The following is a 15,595-nucleotide window of genomic DNA, read 5'->3' as shown; positions in this document are numbered from 1 at the left end:
ACCACCGTTCCGCAAGACGATCCGCGAGTCGGTCCCGGGGGCCACCCCCGCGTGCGCGGGGACCACCTGGATGGTCTCGCCGGTGACGTTGCTTCCGCCGGACCACCCCCGCGTGCGCGGGGACCACCTGCGCCCGGACTACCTGCTGTGCGGCACCCAGGGACCACCCCCGCGTGCGCGGGGACCACTTGGCCACCCGCCGCCAACTGCGCGCCCGCGGGGGACCACCCCCGCGTGCGCGGGGACCACCCAGTGCCTTGTTTGGCCACCACCACGCCGTCGGGACCACCCCCGCGTGCGCGGGGACCACCACCGAAGAAGAGGCCCACGGGGACCGTTGTTGGGACCACCCCCGCGTGCGCGGGGACCACCGTCGGCCGGGCGCCGAGCTGTCCGGGGTCTCGGGACCACCCCCGCGTGCGCGGGGACCACTCGGTGAAGCACCGACCAAGCACCCTGACGACGGGACCACCCCCGCGTGCGCGGGGACCACGCGCCGTGTGCCGCCGCTGTCCGGCGATGGAGGGGACCACCCCCGCGTGCGCGGGGACCACGTCGGCGGGGTGGTGTGGTCGTCGGGCTCGCAGGGACCACCCCCGCGTGCGCGGGGACCACCCGGCGGGACTGCATCGGATCATGGCAAGCCCGGGACCACCCCCGCGTGCGCGGGGACCACCTTTTCAGGAGGCCAGCGGCCCGCAGCGCGTCGGGACCACCCCCGCGTGCGCGGGGACCACCAGGGAAGCGTCTCACCTTCATGCGGTGGCTGGGGACCACCCCCGCGTGCGCGGGGACCACCCCCGCGTGCGCGGGGACCACTCACGCACGATCTCCGAGACGAACCGCAGCCCGGGACCACCCCCGCGTGCGCGGGGACCACAGCTGGGATTTCTGCGTCATTGCGTCACCTGCGGGACCACCCCCGCGTGCGCGGGGACCACCGCCAGGAGCGCACGGAGGTGCGGGCGGGCGAGGGACCACCCCCGCGTGCGCGGGGACCACCAGCTCATGGGCGCGGTGCGCGACGGCGAGCAGGGGGACCACCCCCGCGTGCGCGGGGACCACTACTTCTTCGACGCCCCGGAGTCCGTCCGCGAGGGACCACCCCCGCGTGCGCGGGGACCACAGTGCCGGCTTGGAGACGGCGGTGCCCAAGACGGGACCACCCCCGCGTGCGCGGGGACCACAGGAGGTGACCTGTGCTTTTACCGGAGGTGCAGCCGGTTTTTGCTCACTTCTCGAGAAACTCGCAAAAGGTACATAAATGGCATCAGTTCCTTACTCGGTCTCATCTTCCGAACCTTCGCCGCTTCGCCGCCTTGCTCCACCCCTGGCGCGGTGGCTCGACCGCCGCGCGGGGCGGGGACGGAGCGGCAGGGCGGTGGAGGAGGGTGAGACCCTCGTGGTCGGTGGGGTGCCAAGCGTGGTCGTGGGTGCGGAAGGTGAAGCCCTGTTCGTTGTCGGTGTGGTACGCGAGCAGGGCGCGCCCCTGGCCGGAGTACTTGCGGACTTCGTCCCAGAGAATGTCGCGGACGCGGGCGGACGGCGAGCCCAGGAAGACGCCGGGAGAGACCTCCAGGAGCCACCGGGTGAGAAATCCGCGCAGCCCCGCGGGGCAGTTGGTGAGGACGATGACGGTCACCAGATCGGCTCGTCCCCGTAGTTGCGTCCGCTGTCCAGCAGGCGTCCGCCGTCGGACTGGAGCCCCACACGGTCCGCGTCGGCGGCCGTTTCGGCTTCCTCGTAACGGAGCAGCTTCTTGATGTCGTTCGCGCAGCGTTCGAGGAGCCGTGTCTTGTTGATGCGGTCGCGCAGGGCCCGTCGCGTGCGCGTCGGGACGTCGTCCTCGCCCTCCGCCGCGGCGTCGAAGGCGGCGGGGATGGCGATCTCCGTCTTGTACAGGTCGGCGATGTCCATGACGAAGGACCGTTCGTGCCCGGAGTGGACGAAGCCGAGCCCGGGGGAGCAGCCCAGCGCGGCCACTACGGCGTGGGCGACGCCGTACATGCACTGGGCCGCCGCGGTGACTCCCTGGTTGGGGGCGTCGGCTGCCGAGAAGTCGTCCCGGTGGTATTCGCGGCGTTTCCAGGGCACGCCCGTACGGGCCGCTTCCCTGCGGTAGCACTCCTTCAGCCGGCGTCCTTCCATGCGCAGCAGGTCGTCGCGGGTGCGGCCCGAAGGGTCCTCGTCGGGGAAGCGCAGGCGGTACATGGCCCGCGCCACTTCGAGCCGCGTACGGCGGTTCGCCCATGCCGTGGCCTGCGCCTCGATCAGCCCTGAGGAACGGGTCAGGGCGCGCCCGCCGGCGTAGTAGCGCACGCCGTGTTCGCCCACCCACACCACTGCGGCTCCGCTCTCGCCGAGAAGGGCCATGGCCTGGTGGGTCACACGGGTCCCGGGGCCGAGTAGCAGCGTGCCGATCGTGGCCGAGGGGATGTGGGTGACGCCGTCGGCGTCCGTGGCGGTGATGGCGTTGTCGTCGCGGTGGACGGTGCAGCGCTCCAGGTAGAGGAATGAGACCCGGTCGCTGACGCGGGTGAGTTCCCGGGGCGAGGAGAGGCTGCGCTTGCTGACGGTGCTCATGGCTTCACCGCACCGGGGCCAGTGTCATCAGACCGCAGCCGTACGCCTTCGCCTTGCCCAGCCCGTGGGTCAGCGTGCGGCGGAACGCCGTGAGGTCGGTGATCTGCAGCCTGCCGTCGAACGTCACACGCGTGAAGCGCACGTCCGGCGCCGCGGGAACACGCCCGCCCTGGCCCCGTCCCGTGCGGGCCGCGACGGCTCCCGCCTCCGAGGGCTTGCCGAACCGCATCGGTGTCCGGTCGTGCACGATCACCTCGTAGTCCATGTCGGCCGTGGTGGGACCGCCCTCGTCCGGCCTTCTGACCACGGTGAACCCCGCACGCTCCTGGTGCTTCAGCAGCCAGCCGATCTGATGGCGGGGCGTGACGTGGGCGGCGCGCTTGGTCGGCGCGCCCGGGGCGTCCACGTCCCTGCGGATGTGGTGCACCGGGTTGGCGGTGAGGCGGAACGCCCAGGTGTCGCCCTGGCGGAGGGCGTCCAGGAACTCCCCGTAGGAGAAGGTGCTCCACCCCTTCTCGCCCAGGCTTGGCCAACCGGCCTGTTCTACGAGGTGGGTGAGGTCGGGTTGGGAGGGGCTGGAGATGAAGAGGTCGACACGGCCGGCCGGCGCGTGGTCGAGCCGCCACAACACTCGGGGGCCGTCGCCCTCGCGTGCCGGAGGGTCGGGGAACGCCATGTTCACGGCACCGTGCAGGCGGTGCGGGGAGCCGAGGAGCCGCCGTGTCTCGGGCCGGGCGGTGTTGAAACGGAAACGGGTCAGGTACATCGCGGGTCCTAGGAGACGTCCGTGGAGGGGGCCGGACGGCCGGGTGGCGCAGCCCGGCGCAGATGCGCGGTCGGATCGTGCGGGGGTGCGTCGACGTGTGAGGACCGCACGCCTCGCACCGCGTACTGCCGGTGACGCGGGTCGAAGGTGACGGGCGTGTCGCGCAGCGAGAAGTCGGGGGTCTCACCGGCGGGGCAGTCCACGAGGACGTCCAGTTCCTCCGGGGCGGCCCGCGTCCGGCCGGGGGGCCCCGTACGGGCGAGTTGCCTGACGTACCAACACGACGCCTGCCACGGCGCGCCGCGCAACGCGTCTTCCAGGGGCTGGTCGGTGAGGGACCCTTCGAACAGCAGCGGGCGGGCCGGTGGGCAGGAGCGGCGCCCCAGGTAGGGGAGGAACCGGGGGGCGTTCACGGCCGCGTGCAGTCGCAGCACCAGCTCTTCGTCGCCTTCCACTCCGGCGACGAAGACCGCGTCGGCCAGGTAGTACCGCTCCGAGAGCGGCATCGCCCGGCCCGAGTCGGCGTGGTGCGCGGTGTGGAAGTCCCGCACCCGCGTCCCCGGCTGGTCGATGCGAACACCGAAACGCAACGCGGTCAGGTCGGAGAGGTCCGCGCCCCGCGGACGCCCCTGGGCGGCGGCCAGCAGACCGAGCACGCCGCTCTTCGTCGGGGCGTTCTCCGTGGTGCGGCGCACGAACCGGGCCGCCGACCCCCATGCCTGCAACGGTCCGGCCAGCCGCAGCAGCAGCACGGTCATGCGCCGGACTCCAGGCGTTCGGCCACCGCGCTTTTGACCTGGTCCAGCAGGGCGGGCAGGGTCACGTTGGTGCCCAGTTCCGCCAGTGCCCGCGTTTCCTCGCCGACGCGGAACACCCAGGTGGGCCGGCCCCCGATGTCGTACTGCCGCTCCAGGTCGGGTACGTACGCGGCGAGCCGGCGGCAGCTCTCCCGCAGGAACCCCCCTTCCGCGGACTTGGGCACCGGCTCCTCGAAGGCGCCGACGAAGCTGATCGGCCACCGGTCGCGGATCGTGACGATGACGGCGGAGGGCAGGGTGTGGTTGCCGAAGGAATTGATCTTGCCGGTTGGCAGGGAGGTGATGAACGCCTCCAGGAAGGCGGTGACGGCCTTCGACGCGGGCGTGCTCGGGGGCTCGCCCTCCTTGAGGCCGACGCCGAGGTTGCGCTGGAGCTCGTCGATGTCGACCGCCGCGTACCGGTACAGCGTCGCGGAGTGGAAGTCGACCGTGCCGATCATGCCCGCGCCCGACTCGGACTCCCCGCTCAGATCGTCCACCGCCGTGTAGTAGTCCGACTCGATGTCGGACCGGTGCACGCTCAACGCGTGCGCGACCTGCGTCGCGGCCTCCACGTTGAGGTCGGCGGAGTCCGCCACCATCCGCCCGAAGAGCGCGATGTCCACCGAGTGGCGGGTGTCGACCGCGTTGCGTGCCCTCGCCTTCTGCTCCTTGTCCTTCAAGGACTTCTTGAGTTGCTCCACGTCCCCGCCGCCGCTGGCGTCCACCGCCACTTCGGCGAGCGCGTCCAGTTGCCGCCTGCTGAGGAACATCAGGTACTTCGACTCTGGAACTGTTGTCTCGTCGTCGTCCCTGCTCTTCCGCTTCGGGACCTCGAACGACGAACCGGTCGCCGTCCGCAGGGTCTCCTCGGCGAGCTTCAGGGCGGTTTCGGTCAGCGCCGGGTCGTGCGCGGTGATGCGTTCCGCCAGCGCCTCCACCACCTTCTTCGTCCGCACGCCGAGCTTCTCCGGCGGCAGCAGCTCGTTGAACCGGTTCCGGGTGGCGCGCTTCCATGCCTGGCTCGACACCCGTGCCCGGCGTACACCGCCGTAGTAGGCGGACTTGGGCGTTCCGGTGTCGTCCCGGTTGATGTTGCTCGGCGGCACGTTCTGGAGGATGTGGATGTCGAGGATGGTGCGGGTCACGGGCGTTCCGTTCTCTTGTCTGACGACCGGAAAAGGAAGGAGGGAAAGGGGCGGGGCGGGGACGGGTGTCTGAGGCCGGCCGGGCAGCCGGGGTCAGGAGTCGAGGTCGGCCACATCGAGGTCCTCCGCCGGTACGGCATCCGTGTCGGCCTCGTCGCTCCCGCTGCCCCCACGGTCGGGGCCGGGGAGTCCGTGGCGCCGGTGGAAGTCGCGCCCCCAGATCCGGCGGACGTCGTCCCGGCGGTTCTCGTCCTGCCACCGCAGGAGCTGGTCGGCGAGGAGCGCGTAGTCGAGGGGGATGCGCGCGGAACGCAGCAGCAGCACCATCTCGCGCAGCCGGGTCGCGAGGACGTCCGTGTCCGACGCGGCGCCGATACGGACGAACCGCCGACGCACGGTCTCGCCGGCGTCCTCGACCGGGTCCGCCACCGGGTTCGCGCCGGTGCCGTCGGCGGTCGCGCCGCTGTCACGGACGCCGGTCCTCCCGTGGGCCAGGCGGCGTACGGCACGACCGAGCGACCACCCGGCCAGGTGCATGGGCTCGTCCCGCAGGGACTGCTGGTGCAGCGCCCACAGCGTCACGGCGATGTGGACGGCCGTGTCCTCACGTCGTTCCCGCTCCTCCTGCCCGACGTGAGCCTCGGAGGAGAAGTAGGCGGGCGCGGCGCTCCCGCCGTCGCGTCCCTCCCGCTCCGTCACCCGCCGCTCTTCGCGGAGCTCGCTCAGGGTCTCCAGGTGGTCGAGCCCCCAGGCGGTGGGGGAGGTGTACGCGTTCCGTCCGGCTTCCCGGCGCAGCCGGGCGACGGCCGCGACCGCCCAGGGCACGTCCCGCCGGTAACCGGCCTGCAGTCGGCCGATGGTGTGCGAAACGGCCTCGCGGGGGAGCGAGGGGGGAGGGACGGTGAGGCCGCTTCCGTCCGCGTCCGCCTTGTCCCGGAAGGCCGGAGGAGTCGGTGCCATGGGGTTTCTCCTGACGACGATGGTTCGAGGGAGGTGCCGCGGGTCAGGGCGCGGCCGGTGGTCCCAGTACCTGGTGCAGCCTTGCGCGGAACCAGAGTTCGGCACGACCGGCGTCCATCAGGCGCTTGCCCCGGCCGGGAAGGTCGACCACTCTGCCGTCGCAGGCTGCCGGTCCGGCGGACCTGATCTCCTGCCTGGCCAGGCGGAGCACGTGGCGCCGGACTGTTTCCCGCCACTCCTGCCGGGCGGCTTGGAGGTCGGATTGTCGGGCCAGATTTCGCAACCACGCGCGGTAGGGGCCGTCCAGGGCCGCGTATCCGAGGTGTCGGGCTGACGCGGCCGCTGCGTCCGGGCGGCCACCCCCCGCGGCGCGGGCGAGATTGCCGGCGAGGTGCCCCAGGGCCTCGACGGCCTTTTCGGCGTCGCTGACAGCGTCCACGGCGGCGGCACCGTACACCGGGTTGGTCTCGTGCAGGGTGACGACCGGGAGCACGACGGAGTCGTCGACGATCTCGTCGATCACCGACTGCTGCGTGCCGTACACCACCCCGGCCAGGCGGAGCCGCACCAGTTTCCCGGGGTCGATCTCGCTTTCGGTGATGATCTGCGTGTACCAGCGGGTGATGCCCGCGCGAAGCTGTACGGGCGGCTCACCACGGCCGCCTGTCTCCCCCGCCTGAGCGCGGGAGGGGAGCAGGGCACCGAGGCCCCGCCACGCCGACTTCTCCGGGTCGTGCCGGGACGGGGTGTAGACGAGCGTGCGCCCCTGCTTCTTCTCCTGTGCGGGGCTGCGGCGCCATCCGCTCATCGGTTCCAGCAGCCACGGAGCGGACTGGACGAGGGGATCGCCGTAGCCCAGGACGACTCCCGTCACCACGCCTTGATCGGCGCACAGGCGGATCCGGCGGGTCTGCCAGGTGTACAGGTCCCGCAGGCCGAGAGGCTCGGGGCCGCCCGCGCGCTCACCGCGGGGACCGGGCCCGTACGGATCCTCCTGGCGCCAGACCGGCCGGTCCTCGTCGATCCGTTCGGCCAGCTCGCTTCCCGCGTACGCTTCCTCGAACGCGATGAGGTTGAGCAGCAGCGTCTCGCGCAGGGTGGCCCCCTCGGCGAAGACCCCGCCCAGGTGCCCCAGCGCCCCAACCCCCAGGGGGTACACCTTGCCCGCCTTGCTCCGCTCCTCGTCGCCCTTCATCGCGGGCTTGATGCCCGAGGTGTCGAAGGCATGGGCGTGCAGCAGCCACCGTGCGGCTTCCGCGAAGGACAGCTGGTCCACGTCCGGGCGTCGCATGGAGAACAGGGCGGAGCCGGTCGGTACGTCGGCGACGATCCGGCTGAGGGGGGCGACCTCGTCCTTCGCGGTCCGCAGACCGGCCACCTGGAAGAACGGCCGGACCTCGTCGAAGAGTTCGAAGCGTCGGGCGTGGCGATCCAGGTAGTCGAGAGCCGCCGCGAACGGCGCGGGACTCTCCCACAGCTCTTCCCAGTCCTCCAGGTCCGCCGGTCCTTCCAGGGCGTCGTGGAGGACTGCCAGCAGCAGCCGGAGCAGGACCGGCTCCTGGGTGGGGACGTCACCGACGATCCGGCGCAAGGCGTCGGCGTTCGCGAAGACCTCCCGCAGGGACAGCTCCGCGACCGTGCCGTCGAGGCGCTGCACCGGCATCCACGGCTCGCTCACGAGGTTGAACGCCGCAGGGATGTCGCCGGTGGTGCCGACCTGGCCGGCCAAGGCGGCGGCGGACCGGCTCACCGGGCCGCGGTCCCGGCTCGCGCCGCTCGCGGGGGCATCTGAATGCGCAACGGCGTCCACGTCGGCGCCGGGCGCCTCCTGCTCCTGTGCATCGTGTCCGTCCCCTCCGTCCTGCGCGCCGCCGTGTCCGTCCGGGCCGCTCCCGGGCATGCCGGGGGCAGCCACCCGCAGCCCCTCGGCGCGGCTGTAGCTCAACGTGAATCCTGCCAGCCGGGTCTGACAACGCTCGTCCAGAACGAGCAACAACTCCCCTGCGAGCCAGGGGCATTCCTTCACCTGCCAGGCCGGGACCAGGAACTTCTCCAGTTCCGCGATGGTGCGGTCGATCAGCCACTGCTTGCTGAAGCGCCCGGGAAGAGTGAGCGCGCTGGCGGCCACCGCCTCGGCCGCCCGCCGACTCGGAGGGAAGTCGGTGGGCAGTTCCAGGCCGCCCCGTCCGCCCTTCTTCCCCCCGTCCAGCCAGGGCACGGTGGTCAACCGGCCGTCGGCCCGCCGCTGGACGACCAGGACCTCCAGCGTCTCCTCGCCGTCCCGCACCTGTGCCCGCCCGGACCGGCTGTCGTCCGCGTCCCCCGCATGGGCCTCCAGCCATCCGTACACGGGCCGCCCGGGACGCCGTACCGGCCCCAGCAGAAAGCCGTCCGCCCTGTGCCGCTTCTTCGTGAGCAACGCCCGGTGGCGCGCATCGGCCTCGGCGACGGCCCCGGTCCACGCGGCCGGTCCGAGCGGTTCGTCGCCGTAGGCGCTCTGCACCAGCGGGCTGATGTCGTGCGGCAGACGTACGGGAACGCCGTCGAGGTGGGGCGTGAGGGCGGCGAGCGAGCGCAGCAGGGTCCAGTCGCCCGGGTACACGGCTCGGGAACCCGCGTCGGGGAGGGGCAGCGAGGCCGCCCAGTCGACGCCGGTGACCAGGCACCGGGGGGTGGACAGACGGGCCGGCCGGAACGAGGGGTGCCGGTGCAGCCGCCCCATGCGCTGCAGTACGAGGTCGACCGGGGCGAGGTCGGTCACCAGCAGGTCGAAGCTGACGTCGAGGGACTGCTCCACCACCTGGCTGGCCACCACCACGTGCCGCGCGGGCCGGTCGCCGCCCGGACCGAACATCCGGAGCAGCGCGGCGTCGTTGGCGGCGCGGTCGGCGGCCAGGAACCGCGAGTGAGCGACCGTCACGTGGTGGTCACCGAACCGTTCTCGCAGTACCTCGGCGGCCTCCAGCACCCGCCCCACGGTGTTGCGTACGACCAGGGCGCACCCGCCGTCGGCCAGCTCCGCCTCCAGCCGGTCGGCCAGCGCGGCGAGGTCGTCGTCCATGCGCTCGAGTACGACGGCCGTGCCACGCTCGGAGGCCGCTGCGGGCTGTGCGGTCAGGGCGGTCCGGCCCGGTGACACAGCGGTCAGCAGGGGATAGGCATCGGTGGCGGTCGTCACCGCCGCGGCGCCTTCGGCCCCCGCGTAGGCGGCGGCGAGGGCCTTCCTGCGGGCGGCCGGGAGGGTGGCGGAGAGCAGTACCACCGGGACCCGGTAGGCGGCCAGCCACTCCAGCGTCCGGTCCAGGTAGCGGTTCATGTAGGCGTCGTAGGCGTGCACTTCGTCGATCACCACCACCTTGCCCGCGACCGCCAGGTGCCGAAGGGCCAGGTGCCGGCTCTTGAGAGCGGCGAACAGCACCTGGTCCACGGTCCCGACGGCGAACGACGCGAGGAGCTGCTTCTTCCGCCCGCGCAGCCACTGGTGGGCGTGGAGTCCGGCGGGGTGCCGTGGTACGTCCCGTTCTCTCCCGCCCGGCACGGGCTCCTGTTCGTCCCCGTCCGGCTCGACGGCGGCGATGGCCCGGCTTCCCGCGCGCAGCAGACCGGACCAGGTCTCGTTGAGCGCCGCCTTCGCGTGCGCCAGGACCACGGACCGCGACGGCGCCCCGTCGGAGGGCAGTGCGTCGAGCCACGACAGGAGCCGGCCGAACATGGCGTCCCCGGTCGCCCGGGTCGGAAGCGCCAGCAGCAGCCCGCCGGCCCCCGAACGCGCCGCGAGGACCTCCGCCGCCGCCAGCGCGGCCTCGGTCTTCCCCTCGCCCATCGGCGCTTCGATGATGAGCAGCCCGGCCGGATCCATGGCGCCCGCCATCCGGACCGCTTCCTGCTGGACCGGGCGCGGCGCGGCCCCCTGCAGCCCGGGGAAACGCCGCGAGAACAGCGCCTGCGGCGATGCGGCGGGCACCTCCGGCTTCCAGGGACCCGGGAGATCCAGGCCCTCCCAGGCGGCCCGCAACCTACGCCGCTCACCGGACGCACCCAGCGGAAGCCACGACTCGGGCGCGTACGGGAACAGTTCGGGGGCGCTGGCGATCCAGTCCGCGAGGATCACCACGGCCGTCAGCAGCACCTGAGCCGGCTGGGGCAACCGGACCTCGCGCCAGGACGGCCACAGGTCCGTCACGCCGGTCAGTTCGGCACACCAGTCCAACAGCTCGTACTGGGTCCGGCGCCACAGGGCCTCGCTCGGTCCCGGGTGCCGCACGAGGTGCGGGCGCAGTTGCAGGTCGTGGATCTGCTGGCTTTCCGGCGGCACTCCGTGGTGCCCTCCCGCCACCACCGCGAACTGCCCTGCCCCGCGGGCTCCCAGCCCGAATCGCTCTCCCAGCCATTCCTGGAGCACCACCTGACCCGCCAGCCCGTGGGGCGCCAGCTTCCTGTCCTGGCCGTATTCCCTGGCGGTGGGCATGTCCAGGCCACGATCCCGCATGCGCTCGGCCAACTGCTCGACCTGGCAGGCGAAGGCGGGGGTGCACTTGCCGACGTCGTGGGAGGCCGCCAGGAAGCGTACGAGCCGCGAGGCTTCCTCGTCTCCTCCGGGGAAGGGCGCCGCCACGAGGCGCTTGACGGACAGGGGCAGCCAGTCGTCCCACAGCTTCTCCGCCACGGAACCGCTGTCGGCCATGTGCCGCCAGAGGGGCAGCCAGCCGTCGGTCTTGCGGTCGTGCTTCGCCCAGGCGGAACGGGCGGCATCCGAGAGGTGCTGGGGAGAGAGCGGTGCCTTCTGAGGGGCCGGGCCCCCGGAGACGGGGAACACGTTGGAGTCCTCCCATACGGAGTTTGCGCTGCATGGCTCGCGGCTGGCCGATCTCGCGGCAAGGAGCCACGACCCGGTGGCCGGGCGGGCGCCCAAGTGTTCGGAGCGCCCGCCGGACTTCTCGTGCGATCAGTGCTTACGACTCAACAGCACCCCCGCCACCACCAGCGCCGCCCATACCCAGGGGCGGTAACCCGAGGCGGCGATCATGGCGATGACCAGGCCCCAGACAGGGGGCGCGAGCGACTGACCAGGGTCGATGGAGATACGCATTGATAGACTCACCGTGTTCCTGTGGCTGATACGGGCTGTCAGGGACATGGGCCGGGCTCGGCCTGCTCCGTTGCACCGGAGCAGGCGTCGACGAGTCCGGCCCTTGACGCTTCGAGGGCCGGACTTGTGGCTTTGGCAAGAGCGTAGGGCCCGGTGAGCACGCCCGGGCGGCTTTTTCAAGATCTCTCACTTTTTGTGTTGTTGATACAGCTTGACCCTAGAGATGGACCCGATTAGCTAGATAAGCCTGAACACTGCCCATGCACCTGGTTGTCTAGTAAGTCGATGGGAGAGCCGAACAGTCTCGCTTCGGAGAGGCCACTGAAAAAACCTCAGCCCCGCGTACGCGGGGAACACGACCCCTGAGCATGTACCCGGGGATCACCCCCGCGTGCGCGGGGACTACGGGACACCCCTCAGTATGTCCTCCACCCCGCGTGGGACCACCCCCGCGTGCGTGGGGATCACACGTCGGGTCCGGGCAGGGCGAGGAGGAGCCAGGGACCACCCCCGCGTGCGCGGGGACCACGGCGGAGGCGCCACCGCCACAGCCACAGCCACCACGAAGGTTCAGGTCGTCCCCGAACGGCCGCGTGGGAGCAGGAGAGGGGGCTGGGCGGCCGTGTTACGGGGTTCCCGCCCGGAGGGGGTGCTGGATCTGCGACACGGGGAGTCGGCTGCGGCGGCACCATGGCGGGCGGGCGGTCCGTAGGAGGGTGCGGCTCCCGCCCAGGGCTTCCGCGAGCTGCTGGAGGGCCAGGGGCGGGCGGTCCGCGGGAGGGTGCGGCTCCCCGTGGGGAGCGGGGGAGCCGCGTCGTCTTCCGGGGGTAGCGGGTCGGTTCTCCGCTCCGGGCGGGGCGGGTCAGTTCTCCGGCCAGTTGTGGAAGGTCAGGCCGCCGGGGTCGTGCAGGCTGCCGTGCAGGCCGGCCGCGGGGTAGGGGATCAGGGCGTCGGGCAGGGCGTGTTCGGCGAACCACGCCAGCTCCAGGCACTTCTCCGGCTCCCGGTTGACCGGCTCGCCCGTGTAAGTGGTGGCTTCGTAGAAGAACCCCAGGCGGTCCGGGGTGCCGTCGCCCTGGTGGTGGACCACGGTGTGCAGGAGGGTCAGGGAGGCGGGATCGACGCGGAGCCCGGTCTCCTCCTCCAACTCGCGCGCGGCGGCCTGGACCGGGGTCTCTCCCGGGTCGAGCTTGCCGGAGGGGGCGTGCCACTGGCCGTACCCGTACGGTCCGCCGCGCTGGGACAGCAGCAGCTTCTCGCCCCGCCGGACGAGGACGTGCACGTCCACGACGGGGCGGACGGGACCGGGCCTGGTGTCGTCGTTCATGGTCTCTCTCACCGGGGCTGTGTGACGGTGCCCCCGACGGTAGTGCGGGGGGCCGGTGCGGCGCCGGCGATCACCCGGGCAACCCCCTCGGGGGTGAGGCCGGTCGCGTCGACGGTCAGGACCGGGTGGCCGAGACGTCGGAGGACGGGCACCGCGGCGTGGTAGAGGTCCCGCCCGAACGACGGCACCCGCACAACGCCCCCCGGTCAGCGGTTCCGCACAACGACCCCCCATCAGCGGTCTCGAACAACGACCTCCATCAGCGACCCCGCACAACACCTCCCATCAGCGGCCCACACCCCCCGGCCGACGGCCCCTTGGAGAACGCCCACGGGGCACGGGGTCAGGGTCGTCGCCCGCGTCGTGGTGCCGCGTGCAGGAACGGGACCACGACGTCGAGCAGCCTGTCCGGCGATTCCACGGGCAGCAGGTGGCCGGAGTGCGGGAACAGCGCCAGACGGGCGTCGGGGAGGTGCCGGAAGGCGCGCAGTGCTTGCCGGTACGGCAGCACCCGGTCGCGGACCCCCCACACCACGAGCGTGGGCACGGTCAGGTTCCGCAGGTCGTCCAGGAGCAGCCGCCGCTGGCCGAAGGGCCCGAGGAGGCAACGCTGGACGCGCAGGGCCGCGGCGAGGGCTTCCGGTGAGGAGGCGGCTCTGGTCTGGGGGCCCCACCACGTCGGCGGCAGGCGCCACGGCCGGTCGGTACCGACCAGGGAAAGCCACGTGACGAGCAGTTCCGGGCCGAGGGGGATCGCGGGGGCGAGCAGCGAGAGTTCCCCGAGGGGGGTCGACGCCTGGAGGACCTGCCCGGGGTGGATGGCGCGCCCCATGCCGATGGAGCCGACCAGGACCAGGCGGGGAACGCGTGCCGGGTGCCGCAGGGCCATGTGGACGGCCACGGCACCACCGAAGGAGTGCCCGATGAGGGCCGCGCTCCCGATGCCGATCGTGTCGAGGAACCGCCACAGGAACGCGGCGGTGGCGTCCGGGGACGGGCATGCCGTGGGGTCGCTCTCGCCGTTGCCGGGCAGGTCGACGGCTATGGCCCGGTAGTGGCGGGCGAGTCCCGTCATCACGTCGCACCAGTTCTCCGCGACGCCTCCTTCGCCGTGCACGAGGAGGACCGGACGGCCGTGTCCGGCTTGGAGGAAACGGGTGCGCACGCCGTGGACCGCCACGCGGTGGGCCCTGACCGCCGGTCGGGGAGTGCCGTACTTCACTGTTGGTCCCGTCGGTAGGGGTCCCCGCTGGGGCGCCGCGCGGTCGGTGGGTGGCAGGCGGGTCGTCGTTCCCGCCGGGTCTCCGTCTGGTCGGGCCGGTACCGGAGGGCCCGGGCCGGACGGCGGTCCGCTCAGCGCAGGGCTCTGGCGAGGTGTTCGGCGGCCATGATCACGGTCAGGTTGACGGGCACCGACGGCGCGTCGGGGAAGATGGACGCGTCGACGACGCGCAGGCCGTGGACGCCGTGGACGCGGCCGGTGGCGTCGACGACCGCCCGTGGATCGTCCGCGGGCCCCATCGGAGCGCTTGAGGTGGGGTGGTGGAACGTCCGCACCGATGCCCTGAGGACCGGGTGCAGGCGGCCGGGGGCCGTCGTGCCGGGGCCGGGGAAGAGGCGGCGGGCGATCATCCCGGCGAGCGGGTCCGTATGGGTCAGGTGGCCGGCCAGGCACACCGCTTGGGCCATGCGTTCCCGGTCCCGCTCGTCGGTCAGCCACCTCGGGCGGATGCGCGGGGCCGCGCGGGGATCGCGTGAGGCGAGGGTGATGGTGCCGTGGGAGCGGGGACGGGTCACCCCCGCGATCAGGGTGAACGTGGGGGCCGGTACGGGCGTGATCGGCTGCATGACGCCGACGTGGAGGTCGAGCTCTCCGGGCGGGGCCGACGCGCTCGCGGTCCAGACGGCAGCGGCCGCCACCGACCGCGGTCGGCCGGCCCACCACGGCCAGGTGAGGCACGGCAGGTGGAGGAGGGGGTGGTCGCGGTAGGCGGTGCCGACGGGCAGCGCCTGGACGACGGGGATGCCCAACTGCCGCAGGTGCCGCTGCGGGCCGATGCCGGAGCGCAGCAGCAGCGCGGCGCTGCCGTACGTACCGGCGCTGAGGATGACGTCGGGGGCGTGCAGTGTGCGGCCGTCGGCCAGCGCGACGCCCGTCACCCGACGGCCCCGCAGGAGGACGCGGTCGACGAGCGCGTGGCTCTCGACGCGCAGGTGCGGCCGTGCGCGCACGGCCGCGCTCAGGTACGCCATCGCGGTGTTGACGCGTGCGCCGTGCACGGCGTTGACGGGGTAGGGAGCGGCTCCGTGGGGCGTGGTGCCGTTGAAGTCGGCCGCCCGGTAGCCGAGCCGGTGCGCGGCGGACAGGAAGCCGGCCTGGACGCGGCTGAGTTCGCTCCGGCGCAACTGGTGTACGGGAACGGGACCGTTGCGGCCCCTGTGTGCCGTGCACGGGGCGTCGGCGTGTTCGAGGCGTATGTAGTCGGGAAGGACGTCCGACCAGGTCCAGCCGTGGATTCCCCGGCGCGTCCAGCGGGCGAAGTCCGCGGGCAGGGCGCGCATGGCCACGGTGCCGTTCATGGCGGAGGAGCCGCCGACCATCCTGCCGCGGGGCAGGGGAGAGCGGCCGGGGCACGCGGCGTACCCCCAGTCGTACCCGGTGGCCCGGCCGATGAAGGCGCTGGACACGACGGGGAGGGGGGAGGAGCCGGGGGGAAAGACCGGGCCGGCTTCGAGCAGGACGACGTGACGGCGTCCGTCCTCGGTCAGACGGGCGGCGAGAACGGCGCCGGCGGTTCCGCCCCCGACAATCACCACATCACATGAATGACGATTCATGGATTTCTCCTACGGATGGAAGATGCCGGGTCACGGAAAAGCGGCAGGAGGGGAGTTGTGTGCGGCCCGCGGTGCGGACACCGGTGA

General features: G+C 72.5%; 11 protein-coding genes and 1 CRISPR repeat array (1 of these 12 only partly in view). All 11 genes read right to left on the bottom strand.

The annotated features are described in order from the left end of the window. Positions 1–1,187: direct repeats of the CRISPR family, unit length 29 nt; unit sequence GGGACCACCCCCGCGTGCGCGGGGACCAC; it reaches 1,671 nt to the left of the window's first position. 101 nt (positions 1,188–1,288) lie between these two features. Beyond that, positions 1,289–1,642 (bottom strand): type I-E CRISPR-associated endoribonuclease Cas2e, encoded by a 354-nt coding sequence (gene cas2e / locus RND61_RS13790; protein WP_315878213.1) that lies wholly within the window; start codon positions 1,640–1,642, stop codon positions 1,289–1,291. Then, the gene (gene cas1e, locus RND61_RS13785) at positions 1,639–2,583 is read right to left on the bottom strand and encodes a type I-E CRISPR-associated endonuclease Cas1e (RefSeq protein WP_315878212.1); all 945 of its coding nucleotides are present in this window, start codon (positions 2,581–2,583) and stop codon (positions 1,639–1,641) included. The genes cas2e and cas1e overlap by 4 nt, the downstream gene beginning before the upstream one ends. A gap of 4 nt (positions 2,584–2,587) precedes the next feature. Further along, on the bottom strand, positions 2,588–3,349 hold the full coding sequence (gene cas6e / locus RND61_RS13780; RefSeq protein WP_315878211.1) for a type I-E CRISPR-associated protein Cas6/Cse3/CasE: 762 nt from the start codon (positions 3,347–3,349) through the stop codon (positions 2,588–2,590). 8 nt (positions 3,350–3,357) lie between these two features. Next, positions 3,358–4,107: a type I-E CRISPR-associated protein Cas5/CasD gene (gene cas5e / locus RND61_RS13775; protein WP_315878210.1), complete on the bottom strand. Its 750-nt coding sequence runs from the start codon at positions 4,105–4,107 to the stop codon at positions 3,358–3,360. Further along, entirely contained in the window at positions 4,104–5,294 is a 1,191-nt protein-coding gene (gene cas7e, locus RND61_RS13770; RefSeq protein ID WP_315878209.1) for a type I-E CRISPR-associated protein Cas7/Cse4/CasC, read from the bottom strand. The genes cas5e and cas7e overlap by 4 nt, the downstream gene beginning before the upstream one ends. Positions 5,295–5,387: 93 nt before the next feature. Then, a complete protein-coding gene (gene casB, locus RND61_RS13765) occupies positions 5,388–6,254 on the bottom strand; it encodes a type I-E CRISPR-associated protein Cse2/CasB (RefSeq protein ID WP_315878208.1) in 867 nt (288 codons plus the stop codon). 43 nt (positions 6,255–6,297) lie between these two features. Next, positions 6,298–11,070, bottom strand: a complete 4,773-nt coding sequence (casA, locus tag RND61_RS13760) for a type I-E CRISPR-associated protein Cse1/CasA (RefSeq protein WP_315878207.1) — start codon at positions 11,068–11,070, stop codon at positions 6,298–6,300. Between the two features lie 129 nt (positions 11,071–11,199). After that, entirely contained in the window at positions 11,200–11,355 is a 156-nt protein-coding gene (locus RND61_RS13755; protein WP_315878206.1) for a hypothetical protein, read from the bottom strand. 850 nt (positions 11,356–12,205) lie between these two features. After that, positions 12,206–12,682 (bottom strand): NUDIX hydrolase, encoded by a 477-nt coding sequence (locus RND61_RS13750; RefSeq protein WP_315878205.1) that lies wholly within the window; start codon positions 12,680–12,682, stop codon positions 12,206–12,208. A gap of 331 nt (positions 12,683–13,013) precedes the next feature. After that, positions 13,014–13,787, bottom strand: coding sequence for an alpha/beta fold hydrolase (locus RND61_RS13745; RefSeq protein WP_315878204.1), 774 nt, complete (start codon positions 13,785–13,787; stop codon positions 13,014–13,016). A gap of 236 nt (positions 13,788–14,023) precedes the next feature. Continuing rightward, on the bottom strand, positions 14,024–15,487 hold the full coding sequence (locus RND61_RS13740) for a GMC family oxidoreductase (RefSeq protein ID WP_315878203.1): 1,464 nt from the start codon (positions 15,485–15,487) through the stop codon (positions 14,024–14,026). Positions 15,488–15,595: the final 108 nt, after the last annotated feature.

Origin of the sequence: Streptomyces tamarix, from assembly GCF_032423885.1 — a bacterium.
GTDB lineage: Bacteria > Actinomycetota > Actinomycetes > Streptomycetales > Streptomycetaceae > Streptomyces > Streptomyces tamarix.
This window is presented reverse-complemented; position numbering and strand designations above follow the sequence as displayed.